The sequence below is a fragment of the Polymorphospora rubra genome (assembly GCF_018324255.1).
In the GTDB taxonomy this organism is placed as follows: Bacteria; Actinomycetota; Actinomycetes; order Mycobacteriales; family Micromonosporaceae; genus Polymorphospora; species Polymorphospora rubra.
In genome coordinates this window covers 5130292-5143743 of sequence record NZ_AP023359.1, presented here as the reverse complement: position 1 = coordinate 5143743, position 13452 = coordinate 5130292, and the positions used below count along the sequence as shown (strand labels likewise).

Here is a 13452-nt window from a genome sequence, read left to right as displayed (position 1 = left end):
CGGCCGCGACCCAGGGCCGGCCGGCTGCGCCGACAGCGCCCCTGGGCCCGCCGACAGCGACCCCCGGCCCGCCGGCTGCGCCGACAGCGGTTCCGGGACCGCCGGCGGTGCCGGCTCGGCCGGTACGGGCGCCGGTGGCTCGGGCCACAGCGGCTGGTCGGGCGGCAGGGAGCCGGCGGGGCGCGGATCGGTCACGGGAGCACTCCGGGGGACGGATGGGCCTGACGGAGCGCCGCGGTCAGCGGCGCCCCGTCAATCGTGACAGAAGCGAGCGAAGCCGATGCTGGTTGGCCGGGTTGGCGAGCTGCCGCCGCCCCTGGGCGACCGTCCGCTGCCCCTGCGGGCTGCCGAGGAACGATCTGATGCGTCGGGTGAGGGACATGGCGGCCTCCTGCCGGTCGGGTAGGAGGTATCTACCCGTCGCGGCGGCCGGCCACACCCCAACCCGCCACCGGCCGGTTCCGCTGCGGGCAGCCGGTGGCCCGGGGCGGTGCCCCGTGGACCGTCCGACTAGGACCGGCTGATGATGGCGTCGACGACGGCGGTGGCGTTTCCCTCGTGCTTGGCGTAGTGCTCGGGGTACGCCGACACCTGCACGGTCTGGGCCGCCACGGTGAGCCGCATCTGGTCCCAGCCGGGCACCCGGGCGAGCGCCTTGTAGAACTGGGTGGCGGAGTAGGCCGGGTCCATCAGGCTGGCGACCGGTCCCCAGCCGGTGCTGGTGCGCTGCTGGAAGAGGCCGACCGAGTCGTGGTCCCAGCCGGTGCCCTGGTGCGGGTAGTTCTTCGACTCCGGAAGGACCTCGCTGGCCCGGTTGAGCAGGTTGCTCTCCTGCATCGCGGTCGCGACGGCGATGATGTGCGCCCGGCGGGGCATGTTCAGGTCGTGGCCGGCCCGGACGATGGCCAGCGCGTTGTCCATCTGGATCTGGGACAGGCCGGCGACGGGCGCGACCTGCTCCGGGATGGCGGGCGCCTCGGCTTCGACCGGTGCGGCGGGTGCGGCCTGCTCGCCGTCGTTCGCGGCGGGCTGCTCGGCGGCGGCCCCGTCCCGCGGCTCGGCCGGGGAGGTGGTGTCGGAGGTGTCGGCGCCCGGCTGGCGTTCGAAGGAGCGGGAGGCGGGCTGGCCGGCCCGGGAGCGGACCTCGTCGGCGCGGGCCTGCGCGGCGGTGACGTCGGAGGGGAGCCTGCGCTCGACGGTGGCGGACCGGGTTTCGGCGAAGGCGACGATGCCGAGGCAGCAGATGACGCCGATGGCGAGGGCGAGCCGGGCGGGGCTGCGCCGGTCGGCCAGTTCGCGGACCCGGGCGTTGTCGAGGACGGCTGCGACCCATGGGTGGTCGCGCAGGGCGCGCAGTCGCGGGTCGTTCCGTACGGCGGTGAGTCTGGCTCCGGTGTGGACACGGAGGCGTTCGACGGTCCGGTCGGACCGGGCGATCAGCTCGTGCAGGGTGTCGGTGGAGCGGTCGAGCAGTTCCCCGAGAGCCTGCCGGGTGGGCCGGGTGGCGGTGGGTACGCCGCTGGCCGGGTCGGTCGAGGGGGCCTCGGCCGAACGGTCAGTGGTGGCTGCGGCGCCGGACTCGGTTTCAAGTGTGTGGTCGTCACGCATCCGACGAGGCTAGGCGCGCCGATCAGCAACTACGCAGAGTGATCTTGTGGCGCTCGCCACATTTTTGATCGATGAATCGGTCAGCCGCCGGCACGCACGAACGAGAGGTCGGAAAGCCCGCAAGACCGGCATCCCGGGAAAGCTGCACTTTGCACAACCAGGCAGGCATTTACCTTCGAACCATCAGGCACGGAGAGCGACGAACATCCCCCTCCCCCATTCGGGCGACCACCGGTGGTACGAGCCGCGCCGGGCGGCTCCACCACGCGGCGCATCGGGACCGGACCACCCCGAAACCATTGCTACGCAATGTGATCAGCCTCGGACAAAGTGTAGCCGGATCCCGGGTGGCCGGCCTCCCGAGCCGGAATGCGGGAGGGGGCGCCACCCGGCTCGATGGAATGCACAAGGATGGAGTCAGCGTTTCCACCGGCGGGGTTGCCCCCGCGACACGCCCTCAAGAGGAGGTTCTGACCGGTGCTCGATCCACACGAGTTGTACGAGCTCACCGAAGACCTGCCCGAACTGGGCGAACCGGTTCTGCTGCAGGCGCTCACCGGATTCGTCGACGCCGGCAACGCGACCCGGATCGCCCGTGAGCATCTGCTCGGCACGCTCCAGGGCCGGGTGCTGGCCACCTTCGACATCGACCAACTGCTGGACTACCGCTCCCGGCGCCCCACGATGATCTTCGTGGAGGACCACTGGGAGAGCTACGACGAACCGCGGCTGCAACTGCACGTGCTCGACGACGACGCCGGGACCCCCTTCCTGCTGCTGACCGGCCCGGAACCGGACCTGCAGTGGGAACGGTTCAGCGCGGCCGTCACCGCGCTGGTCGAGCGGCTCGGCGTACGGCTCACCGTCGGGCTCACCGCGATCCCGATGGCGGTGCCGCACACCCGGCCGACCGGGGTGACCGCGCACGCCAGTCGCCGCGAGCTGATCGCCGGCCACGAGCCGTGGCTGCAGCGCGTCCAGGTGCCGGGCAGTGCCGGCCACCTGATCGAGTTCCGGCTCGCCGAGCAGGGCCGCGACGCGATGGGCTTCGCCGTGCACGTACCGCACTACGTCGCGCAGACCGAATACCCGGCGGCGGCCGAGGTGCTGCTGACCTCGGTGTCGCGGGCCACCGGCCTGCTGCTGCCGACCGAGGGGCTGCGTACGGCGGCCGAGGTGGTCCGCGGGGACATCGACCGGCAGATCACTCAGACCGACGAGGCCGGGGCGCTTGTGCACGCCCTGGAGGAGCAGTACGACGCGTTCACCCGGGGCCGACAGGGCAGCAACCTGCTCGCCGAGCAGACCGGCCCGCTGCCCACCGCCGACGAACTGGGCGCCGAACTGGAACGCTTCCTGGCCGAGCAGACCCGCCCGGGCGACTCGCCGAACGGCTGACCGGGCGGCCCGTCGCGCGCCGATCGGGCAGGCTGGGGACATGCGTCTGGCGACCTGGAACGTCAACTCCGTGAAGGCCCGGCTCCCCCGCCTGCTCGAGTGGCTGGCCACCACCCGGCCCGACGTGCTCTGTCTCCAGGAGACGAAGTGCGCGGCGACCGCGTTCCCCACCGCCGAGGTCGGCGAGCTGGGATACGCGGTGGCCGCGCACGGCGACGGCCGCTGGAACGGGGTGGCCGTCCTGTCCCGGGTCGGGCTCGACGACGTCGCCCGCGGGTTCTCCGACGAGCCCGGCTTCCCCGACCCGGAGGCCCGCGCGGTCGCCGCGACCTGCGCCGGTGTGCGGGTCTGGTCGGTGTACGTCCCCAACGGCCGCACCCCCGACTCCCCGCACTACCTCTACAAGCTGACCTGGCTGGCCGCCCTGCGCGACGCGCTCGCCGCGGACCTGTCCCGCGGCCCGCTCGCGGTGTGCGGTGACTTCAACGTCGCACCCACCGACGCCGACGTCTGGGACCCGGCGCTGTTCGTCGGCTCGACCCACGTCACCCCGCCGGAACGGGAGGCCCTGGCCGAACTGCGCCGGCTCGGTCTGACCGACGTGGTGCCGACCCCGATGAAGGGCCCGCACCCGTACACGTACTGGGACTACCGGGCCGGGATGTTCCACCAGAACAAGGGCATGCGCATCGACCTGGTGTACGCCAGCGGCGACCTGGCCGCCCTGGTCGGCAACGCGTACGTCGACCGGGAGGCCCGCAAGGGCAAGGGTCCGTCCGACCACGCCCCGATCGTGGTCGACCTTTCCGACGGGTCATGAGTTCGGCCCCGGCCGGCCCGTAGGGTGGAGCCATGGCTGTCGTGAAGATCAACGCGATCGAGGTGCCCGAGGGCGCCGGCCCCGAACTCGAGCGCCGTTTCGCCGCCCGGGCCGGCGCGGTCGAGAACTCCCCCGGCTTCCTCGGCTTCGAACTGCTGCGTCCGGTCGCCGGCGAGTCCCGCTACTTCGTCTACACCAGGTGGGAGTCCGAGGAGGCCTACCAGGCGTGGGCGGGCGGGTCGGCGCGGGAGGCGCACGCCGGTGAACGCGCCAAGCCGGTCGCCTCCGGCGCCAACCTGCTCGAGTTCGAGGTCGTCCAGCAGGTTCCGGCGGCCTCCTGACCCCGGCCCGCCGCCACCGGCCGGGGGAGCCCGGCCGCGGCGGCGTTTCGCGGAGCCCACGGCCGGGTCGCGGGTCACGGGTCGCGGGTCTCGACCAGCGACGCGAAGACGACCACGTTGTCGACGTAGCCGATACCGCCGCCCCGGAACTCGCCGCCACAGGTGATCAGCCGCAGGCCGGGACGGGCGTAGTCGCCGTACACCCGCTCGGCGGGCAGTTCCTTCTTGTCGAAGCTCTCCACCGAGTTGACCTCGAAGATGCCGACGGTCCGGTCCCGGCGGGTCACCTCGATCTTCGCGCCGGGCCGGATCCGGGGCAGGTCGTGGAAGATCGACGGGCCGTCGCGGGTGTCGGCGTGCCCGACGATGATCGCCGGCCCGAACTCGCCGGGGGTCGGGCCGCGGTCGTACCAGCCGGCCTGCCGGTGCCGGTGCAGCGGCGGTACGGCGATCGAGCCGTCGTCGGCGAGACCGAGGCCGTGCACGTCGGCCCGGATCTTCAACGACGGGATCGCGAGCCGGATCGGCCGGCTCGGCTCCATCACCGGGAACTCGCGCGGCGGCGGCTTGTCGGCTCCGGCGAACAGGTTGTGCAGCAGTCCGGTCTCGGACAGGCCGGCGGCGGTGACGACCAGCCCGACGACGACGAGCACCGCGGCGAGGCGCGGCCGGCGCAGTTTGAGCATGGTCAGGCCCGCTGGCGGCGGGAGGTGAACAGCGCCACCGCGACCCCGGCCGCCACCGTGGCCAGCCCGGCGCCGAGCAGCAGGCTGCCGGGGTTGTCGCCGGCCGTGCCGCCGAAGCCGGTGGCCGGGCCCTCGCTCGGCCGGCCCGGCTGGACGACGTTGAGGATGGCGGTGGCGACCCGCCCGTCCGGGCAGGTCAACTTCACCCGGTAGGGCCGCGCCGACCGGTCGTCGGGCACCGTCGCGGCGGCGGTCAGCAGCTCGAGCTGCGGCTCGACGGTGATCTTGTCGGCGAACGCGTCCGACTCGACGGTCGCCGGCTCGGTGTTCTCCCGGCAGCTCGCCCGGATGCCGACGAGGTAGCCGGCCTCGACGGTGCTCGGGTTGAGTTCGACGTAGACGTCGGCGGCCCACGCCGGGGCCGGGGGTGTGAGCAGGAGCACCGGTGGGAGCAGCAGTGCGGCGGCGGCCGCGCCGGACAGGACGGCGCGCCGGGCCCGGCCGGGACGCGACAGGGGGCTGGGCCTACCGGTGCCCGCGCTCCGCTCGGTCATCTGGGGGACCTCCACGTCGGGCAGCGCCGGGCGGGGGTGTCCGGTGTCTGCCGTACCGGGTGATTTTCGCATCCCCCCGCCGCCGGACGCACCCTGCGAATGCGTACGCTCATCTGTCTGTGACCTTCCTCGACGTGGACCGCGCCGCACCGGACCGGCCGCCGGCGGACGCCGGCCCGGCCCGGCAGCACCGCGTGGGCGGCGGCGGGACGTCGATCCGGTCGTTCCACACCCGGCAGGGCCGGATGACGACCCGGCTCGACGACGCGATCACGCACGGGTGGCCGCTCCACGGGCTGGTCGTCTCCGGCGGGCGACTCGACCGGGAGGCGCTGTTCGGCCGGCGTGCCCCGCTGGTGCTGGAGATCGGTTCCGGGATGGGCGACGCGACGGCGGCGATGGCGGCGGCCGACCCGGACCGGGACTACCTGGCCGTCGAGGTGCACGTGCCGGGCATCGCCAACCTGCTCGCGCTGGTACGCGAGCGCGGGCTGACCAACGTCCGCATCGCCCGCGGCGACGCCCTCGACCTGGCCCGCGACATGCTGGAGCCGGATTCGCTGGACGCGGTGCACGTGTACTTCCCCGACCCGTGGCCGAAGCTCAAGCACCACAAGCGGCGGCTGATCCAGCCGGCGCCGGTCGCGCTGCTGCGCAGCCGGCTGCGGCCGGGCGGGGTGCTGCACTGCGCGACCGACTGGGCGCCGTACGCCGACGCGATGCTGGCGACCCTGGGCGGCGATCCGGAGCTGGTCAACACCGCCGACGGGTTCGCGCCCCGGCCGGCGCACCGGCCGCTGACCAAGTTCGAGAACCGCGGCGTACGCGCCGGCCGACAGATCTTCGACCTGGTGTTCCGGCGCGTCCCGGCGTCCACCGCGGCCGACCCGACTGGCCCGACTGGCGGTGGGCTACGCATTTCGGGCACGATGGACCAGCCATGACGCTGACCGCCCAGATCCCCGCCGCCCCGACCCCGACTCGCTCTTCGACGCCTTCGCCGGCTGGGCCGATGGGCGCGGCTTCGCCCTCTATCCCCACCAGGAAGAGGCGCTGATCGAGATCGTGTCCGGGGCCAACGTCATCCTCAACACCCCGACCGGATCGGGCAAGAGCCTGGTGGCGGCCGGCGCCCACTTCGCCGCGCTGGCCGACGACCGGGTGTCGTTCTACACCGCGCCGATCAAGGCGCTGGTGTCGGAGAAGTTCTTCGACCTGTGCCAGACGTTCGGCGCCGAGAACGTCGGCATGCTGACCGGCGACGCCAGCGTCAACGAGGACGCCCCGATCATCTGCTGCACCGCCGAGATCCTGGCCAACATCGCGCTGCGCGACGGCGAGCGGGCCGACGTCGGCCTGGTCGTGATGGACGAGTTCCACTTCTACGCCGAGCCGGACCGTGGCTGGGCCTGGCAGGTGCCGCTGATCGAGCTGCCGCAGGCGCAGTTCGTGCTGATGTCGGCGACGTTGGGCGACGTCACCCGGTTCGAGGACGACCTGACCCGGCGCACCGGGCGGTCGACCGCCGTCGTCAAGTCGGCCGAGCGGCCGGTCCCGCTGATGTTCTCGTACGCGATGACGCCGCTGCACGAGACCCTGGAAGAGCTGCTGAGCACCAAGCAGGCGCCGGTCTACGTGGTGCACTTCACCCAGGCGGCGGCGCTGGAACGGGCGCAGGCGCTGATGAGCGTCAACGTCGCCACCCGGGCCGAGAAGGACATGATCGCCGAGGCGATCGGCAACTTCCGGTTCACCGCCGGCTTCGGACGTACGCTGTCCCGGCTGGTCCGGCACGGCATCGGCGTGCACCACGCCGGCATGCTGCCGAAATACCGGCGGCTGGTGGAGACGCTGGCGCAGGCCGGACTACTCAAGGTCATCTGCGGCACCGACACCCTCGGCGTCGGCATCAACGTGCCGATCCGCACCGTACTGTTCACCGGACTGTCCAAATACGACGGTGTGCGGACCCGGCTGCTCAAGGCCCGCGAGTTCCACCAGATCGCCGGCCGGGCCGGCCGCGCCGGCTTCGACACCATCGGCACGGTGATGGTCCAGGCGCCCGAGCACGTCATCGAGAACGAGAAGGCGCTGGCCAAGGCCGGCGACGACCCGAAGAAGCGGCGCAAGGTGGTGCGCAAGAAGCCGCCGGAGGGGTCGATCGGCTGGGGCCAGCCCACCTTCGAACGCCTGGTCGCGGCCGAGCCCGAGCCGCTCACGTCGAGTTTCCAGGTCAGCCACTCGATGCTGCTCAACGTCATCGCCCGGCCCGGTGACCCGTTCGCCGCGATGCGGCATCTGCTGACCGAGAACCACGAGGACCGGCCGGCCCAGCGCCGGCACATCCGGCGGGCGATCGCGATCTACCGGGCGCTGCTCGCCGGCGGCGTCGTCGAGCGCCTCGACACCCCCGACGAGGAGGGCCGCTCGGTACGCCTCACCGTCGACCTCCAGTTCGACTTCGCGCTCAACCAGCCGCTGTCACCGTTCGCGCTGGCCGCGATCGAACTGCTCGACACCGAGTCGCCGTCGTACGCCCTCGACGTGCTGTCGGTCATCGAGTCCATCCTGGACGATCCCCGGCAGGTGCTGTCGGCGCAGCAGTTCAAGGCGCGCGGCGAGGCGGTCGCGGCGATGAAGTCCGAGGGCATCGAGTACGAGGCCCGGATGGAGCTGCTGGAGGACGTCACCCATCCCAAGCCGCTGGCGGAACTGCTCGACACGGCGTACGAGATGTACCGGCGCGGGCACCCGTGGGTCGCCGACTACGCCGTCTCCCCCAAGTCCGTCGTCCGCGACATGTACGAGCGCGCGATGACCTTCGTCGAGTACGTCGGCTTCTACGGCCTGTCCCGCTCCGAGGGGCTGGTGCTGCGCTACCTCGCCGACGCGTACAAGACGCTGCGCCAGACGGTGCCCGAGGACGCCAAGACCGAGGAACTCGTCGACCTCATCGAGTGGCTCGGCGAACTCGTCCGCCAGGTCGACTCCAGCCTCATCGACGAGTGGGAGCGGCTGCGCAACCCCGCCGACGAGGTGGAGAAGATCCTCGACGAACGGCCGCCGGCCGTCACCCGCAACCTGCGCGCCTTCCGGGTGCTGGTCCGCAACGCCCTGTTCCGCCGGGTCGAACTGGCCGCCCTGCGCCGGTGGGACGACCTCGGCGAACTGGACGCCGCCGACGGCTGGGACGCCGACGCGTGGGCGGACGCGGTCGAGCCGTACTTCGACGAGCACGAGTCGCTGGGCATCGGCCCCGACGCGCGCGGCCCGGCGCTGCTGCTGATCGAGCAGGGGCGCGAGCGGTGGACCGTACGGCAGATCTTCGACGACCCCGAGGGCGACCACGACTGGGGCATCAGCGCCGAGGTCGACCTCGCGGCCTCCGACGAGGTCGGCGCCGCCGTCATCCGCGTCACCGACGTCGGCCCGCTCCAGACGGTCTGACCCGCCGGGCCGCCGCTCCCTCCCGCTGCTCCTCGCTCCCGTCGCGCGCTCCGCGCCCCGTCGCGCGCTCCGCGGCCGCCGGACTGTTGATCTGAGCGTCAGGGACCCTACCCGCCGGGGATAAGGTCTCTCCCGCTCAGATCGACGTCGGCGACGGCCCACCTAGGACCGGGTCAGTCGTCCCGGTCGCCGAGCACGTAGTGGCGCAGCCGCACCGCCCCCGTCCGGAGCGGTCCAGTCGGCGTCGGTGGTGTGGGAGAGCCGCCAGCCGGTGGCCTCGTACAGCGCGACGGCGGCCGACCGCTGGTCGTCGGTGACGCTCAGCGTCAGTCGGTGACCGTGCTCGGCCGCCCAGGAGCGTGCCTGGCGAATCAGCGCGGTGGCGATCGAGTGCCGGCGGGCCGCCGGGGTGACGAAGAGCCGGGACAGTTCGGCGTGAAGCCCTGCGCTTCCGGGAGCGCGTTGGACGGCGACGTGGCCGGCGATGGTTCCGGGCGGGAGCTCGGCGACCCACGCCCGCAGCAACCCCGGTGGGGCCGCCGCCGCGTCGTGCCGGCGGTGTGCCGGCACGACGCGGGTTCTGCGTTGGTCAGCAGGCGGCCTTCGCGGTGATGCTCCGGTGGATCTGGTGGACGAGGTCGTGGTACTCCCCGTTGGGATCACCGGTCCAGTGCGCCATGGCGGAGACGTGGTCCTCGTAGTGGGTGTCGTAGTGCTCGGTTCCCGGCAGGAGCCGGTAGCCGAACCGTTCGTGGAACCGGTGCTGCCCGTCGTCCATGCCGCAGATGGCGACGACCCCGGCCGCACCGAGCGCCTGGGCCGCCGCGAGCGCGGCGGCGTTCAGCACGGCCCCCAGGCCCAAGCCCCGGGCGTGCTCGGCGACCACGAGCCGGCTGGGCTCGTAGACGTCGTCCTCGGACGCCTGGTGGGCGTCCAGGAGAGCACGGAACCGCTCGGGTCCGAGCAGCGCCCGGGTCTGGAACTGACTCGTCAGGGCCGGTGGTACCAGCCTGACGTAGCCGCCGGGTGGTGCGGTCGCGGTGGCGTGGGCCGTGATGTGGTACGCGCCGAAGTCCAGCAGTTGGGCATCGACGTATTCGCCCGCCCGGTTGCGGAACTCCGGGCGCCGGCCGCCGGCGTACAGGACCTCGGCGCGGAAGGCGCGCAGTTCCTGGAGCAGCCTGGTGGTGTTGCAGGCGGCCAGCGGGAGCTGGCGGATACGCAGGTGCCATCCCTGCTGCTCGACCACCGCGTTCCGGAACGGGGCGACGGCGGGCGCGGGCGTCCGGGCGGGCGCACTCATGCGGAGACCGGCACCTTGCCCAGGTCGTCCTGCGCCAGCCGCAGGCACTCCGCCATGAACGCCGCGTAGCAGGCCAGCGCGGTCCGGCCGGCCTCGACCATGGTGGCCAGGGCCTCCGGCGAGTCGGCCAGCACGCGCTGCAGCTGCCGGCGGTTGAAGGCGGTGTGGCCGGCGTCCAGCTCGACGTGTTCGGCCAGGAAGCTGTAGAAGCGGGAGTCCTTGCCGAAGACCCGCTCGCAGTTGCTCAGCAGCGGCGGGCCCATGGTGACCGACAGCTGCTCGATCTCGTACTCGATGGCCAGCTGGGCCTGCGGGTTGGGTCCGGCGATGACCCGCTCGTGCAGCTCGACGTACGGGACGGTGCTGGCCAGCGGCGGCTCGGCGAGCAGCGCCTCGACGTCCACCGTGCCGGGGGTCTCCTCGTTGAGCCGCGCGGCGATGGCGCGCGCGTCGGCGACCATCATCCGGTCGTGACCGGCCTCGGCGCGCGAGTGCGCCTTGAGTGCCTTGCCCAGCGCCTCGTTGCCGAGCTGCTCGACCCGCTCCCCCGCGCCCGCGATCCAGGACTCGACGGGGGCGGTCATCGCCACCCCGTGGACGCTGTAGCGGAGCTTCCATCGCACGAGCAGCTGCTCGTCGCACGACGGCGACGTCAGCAGGTTCACCGCTTCGTCGGCTGCGAACGCCTCGCGGTGCTTGGCGAGTTCCGCCTCGTACCGCTCGAAGATCTCAGCACTCATCGTGTTTCCCCTTTGCGTGTGGCCCTCGCGGACGAGGGGCTGTTCCGGGGCATGCCTGCGGCATGCCCCATCGGGCTCCGCGCCCGGATCGTGTCCGGTACGCGGCGGCCGGTGAGGTGTGCTGATGCTCCTGGGAGCCCGGTTGTCGGTACGGGCCGCAGGCGCGTTCCAAGGATCGTCAGTGCGCCGGGCGCGCACATCGGTAAGCGCTACTCATCGGTACGTGTACCCGGAGTAACCTCGGTGGATCTTCAGCACCGGGAGCCCGCGCGGAAACCTCCCGGACACGCGACCGTGTTACCGAGCTCGCCGTCAGGGCCGGCGCGGGGCGATGGGCCGAGTGGCTTCCCGGGAGTCCGGGGTCAGCGAGTCGCGGCGTCGGCGAGGATCGTTTCGAGCCGTGTCCGGCATTCGGTCACGAAGGCGGGCCAGATATTCCGGTAGTAGGAGATTCCGGCGATGCCCACGGCGATGGCCCATGCCCGAGCCTGCCCCCAGGTGAGGTCGTCAAGGTTCAGGGCATTCCAGTAGGCCTGCCGCGCCGGATCCGGCAGGTCCCAGACCGGTGCGTGCTCGGCAGCGGGAAAGCCGACGGACAGGCCCCCGAAATCGATGACGGCGTGCAGCCGGCCCTTCGCGGCCAGGAGGTTGGCGGGACGGAGGTCACCGTGGAGCCACACGTGAGGACTGGAGGGCTCCGGCAGCCTGACGGCGGCACGCCAGAGTTGTTCCAGGGCTTCGACATCGAGGCCGTCGTCCGTGGTGGTCCGGCAGTCCGCGAAATAGGCGCTGAAGTCCTCTTCGCAGTCTCTCAGGCTGCCTCCGCGGTACCAGCTCAGTCCATCGGCGCGCGAGGCGCCCATGAGGTCGATGTGGTGCAACTCGTGGACGAACGTTGCCAGTTCGGTGCCGAAGGCGGCCCAGTCCTGGACGGCATTCGCATCGACCTCGGTTCCGTCGATCCAGCGGTAGACCGACCAGGGCAGCGGGAACTCGGGGGCCGGCGTGCCGGCGTAGACCGGTTCCGGGGTTCGGCAGGTCAGAAGTGGTCCCAGTCGGGGAAGCCACGTCCGCTCCTTGGTCAGGGACCGAGCCTTGTCGGCTGTTCGCGGAAGCCGGACGAGGAGCTCTTCTCCCAGCCGATACATGGTGTTGTCGGTGCCGGCGCCCGCGGGCGACAGGGGCAGCGAAGCCCAGTCGGGGCGTTGAATCCGCAGAAGTGACCTGACGACTGCCTCGTCGACCGGTATCTCGTTCTCGTGAAGCATCACGGCAGAGATCCTTCCGTGGCGGAAAACACCGGAGCAGCCGAATTCCCGGCAGTGTCGTCTGGTCTCAGCCGGGTGATCGGCGTTTTCGGTGGCCTACCTTGTGGATTCCCGGCTTGAACTCAGAGCTTGGGATCACGAACGGCCCATCGGGTTCGATGGTGTGCCAGACCGTAGCGTGGTGCCCATGTCGGAGTCTGGACCCTTGACCGAAAACGAGCCGGCCGGTGGCGGACCAGGAGTGGCAGATTCGCCCGGGCTTCGGGACATGCTCGCCGCGGGAGACTCCGGCATCCTGCTGTTCGGTCTCACGCCGCCCAAGCGCCACGAGACCGAGCAGCGGGTCAAGGAGATCGCGGCCGTCACGGCAGAGCGGCTGGCCCGGCTGCCGATCGACGGCCTGATTCTGTACGACATCGATGACGAATCCGATCGTCTCCCGGAGGAGCGACCGTTCCCGTTCCTGCCGACACTGGATCCGGCCCGGTACTACGCCGACCACCTCAACGCCGGCGACCTTCCGGTCGTCATCTACCGCTGTATCGGCAAATACCACAACGAGGAACTGCGGGACTGGCTCCGCCAGGCCGACCCGCGGCGGGTACTCAGCGTCTTCGTCGGTCCGTCGTCCAGGGACAAGCCGGTGCGGACCGACCTGCGGTCGGCTCATGCCGCGCACCAGCAGGTACGGCCGGAGCTGATGCTCGGCGGAGTCGCCATCGGGGAGCGGCACACCCGCGGCCACGACGAGCATCTGCGCATGCTGGCCAAGCAGGAACGCGGCTGCTCGTTCTTCGTCTCGCAGGTGGTCTATCACGTGAACGAGACGAAGAACCTCATCTCCGACTACTTCTACGAGTGCCGGGCACGGGCGATCGCGCCGCGTCCGGTGATCTTCACGCTGTCGGTGTGCGGCTCGCTCAAGACCTTGGAGTTCGTCCGGTGGCTCGGCGTGGACGTGCCACGCTGGCTGGAGAACTCCATTCGCCATGCCAGTGACCCGCTTGCCGAATCGTGCCGGCAGGCCGTCTCGATCGCCCAGGACCTGGCCGACTTCTGCCGGCATCTCAACATGCCCTACGGGTTCAACGTGGAAAGCGTGTCAATCCGCAAGGCCGAGATCGACGCAACCGTCGAGCTCGCGGCGGACGTTGCGCTACTGCTGGGAAAAGGCACGGCGGCAAGCAGTTGACGCGGCCGAGCCGGACCTTCGTCTGGGCGGATTGACCTCGGACCAAGGTGCGGACCCCGGTGCTCGCCGTACTCATCCGGCCCGGGCACGTACCG

Annotated in this window: 11 protein-coding genes and 2 pseudogenes; 6 read left to right on the top strand and 7 right to left on the bottom strand. The window is 71.6% G+C overall.

Translation table 11 applies throughout. From position 1 onward, the window contains the following. Positions 1-510: 510 nt before the first annotated feature. Complete coding sequence (locus tag Prubr_RS23255) at positions 511-1608, bottom strand: peptidase M23 (RefSeq protein WP_246567541.1); 1098 nt, start codon at positions 1606-1608, stop codon at positions 511-513. A 477-nt stretch (positions 1609-2085) separates the two neighbouring features. Here Prubr_RS23255 and Prubr_RS23250 point away from each other — a divergent pair, with 477 nt between their 5' ends. The 3 genes from Prubr_RS23250 to Prubr_RS23240 are packed head-to-tail and all read left to right on the top strand — an operon-like array spanning position 2086 to position 4167. Continuing rightward, positions 2086-3006: a proteasome assembly chaperone family protein gene (locus Prubr_RS23250; protein ID WP_212817010.1), complete on the top strand. Its 921-nt coding sequence runs from the start codon at positions 2086-2088 to the stop codon at positions 3004-3006. Positions 3007-3046: 40 nt separating this feature from the next. Next, positions 3047-3826, top strand: a complete 780-nt coding sequence (locus Prubr_RS23245; RefSeq protein WP_212817009.1) for an exodeoxyribonuclease III — start codon at positions 3047-3049, stop codon at positions 3824-3826. Between the two features lie 32 nt (positions 3827-3858). After that, the gene (locus Prubr_RS23240) at positions 3859-4167 is read left to right on the top strand and encodes an antibiotic biosynthesis monooxygenase family protein (RefSeq protein WP_212817008.1); all 309 of its coding nucleotides are present in this window, start codon (positions 3859-3861) and stop codon (positions 4165-4167) included. Positions 4168-4241: 74 nt separating this feature from the next. Here Prubr_RS23240 and Prubr_RS23235 read toward each other — a convergent pair whose 3' ends face one another. Then, the gene (locus Prubr_RS23235) at positions 4242-4853 is read right to left on the bottom strand and encodes a class F sortase (RefSeq protein WP_212817007.1); all 612 of its coding nucleotides are present in this window, start codon (positions 4851-4853) and stop codon (positions 4242-4244) included. A 2-nt stretch (positions 4854-4855) separates the two neighbouring features. After that, the gene (locus Prubr_RS23230) at positions 4856-5407 is read right to left on the bottom strand and encodes a hypothetical protein (RefSeq protein ID WP_212817006.1); all 552 of its coding nucleotides are present in this window, start codon (positions 5405-5407) and stop codon (positions 4856-4858) included. A gap of 245 nt (positions 5408-5652) precedes the next feature. Between Prubr_RS23230 and trmB the strand changes: the two are divergent. Both trmB and Prubr_RS23220 read left to right on the top strand, forming a co-directional pair. After that, positions 5653-6270, top strand: a pseudogene (gene trmB, locus Prubr_RS23225) (tRNA (guanosine(46)-N7)-methyltransferase TrmB); the annotation flags it as partial. A 77-nt stretch (positions 6271-6347) separates the two neighbouring features. Further along, a pseudogene (locus tag Prubr_RS23220) lies at positions 6348-8854 on the top strand (DEAD/DEAH box helicase). A gap of 162 nt (positions 8855-9016) precedes the next feature. Here Prubr_RS23220 and Prubr_RS23215 read toward each other — a convergent pair. The 4 genes from Prubr_RS23215 to Prubr_RS23200 form a co-directional block, all read right to left on the bottom strand. Beyond that, positions 9017-9424: a GNAT family N-acetyltransferase gene (locus tag Prubr_RS23215; RefSeq protein ID WP_246567539.1), complete on the bottom strand. Its 408-nt coding sequence runs from the start codon at positions 9422-9424 to the stop codon at positions 9017-9019. A 19-nt stretch (positions 9425-9443) separates the two neighbouring features. Next, complete coding sequence (locus tag Prubr_RS23210; RefSeq protein WP_212817004.1) at positions 9444-10157, bottom strand: GNAT family N-acetyltransferase; 714 nt, start codon at positions 10155-10157, stop codon at positions 9444-9446. After that, a complete protein-coding gene (locus tag Prubr_RS23205) occupies positions 10154-10897 on the bottom strand; it encodes an iron-containing redox enzyme family protein (protein WP_212817003.1) in 744 nt (247 codons plus the stop codon). The genes Prubr_RS23210 and Prubr_RS23205 overlap by 4 nt, the downstream gene beginning before the upstream one ends. A 362-nt stretch (positions 10898-11259) precedes the next feature. After that, positions 11260-12165 carry an aminoglycoside phosphotransferase family protein gene (locus Prubr_RS23200; RefSeq protein ID WP_212828390.1) on the bottom strand — a complete coding sequence of 302 codons (906 nt, stop codon included), beginning with the start codon at positions 12163-12165 and terminating at the stop codon, positions 11260-11262. 205 nt (positions 12166-12370) lie between these two features. On the opposite strand from Prubr_RS23200, the gene Prubr_RS23195 reads away from it, so the two are divergent. Beyond that, complete coding sequence (locus tag Prubr_RS23195; protein WP_246567537.1) at positions 12371-13357, top strand: methylenetetrahydrofolate reductase; 987 nt, start codon at positions 12371-12373, stop codon at positions 13355-13357. Positions 13358-13452 lie beyond the last annotated feature (95 nt).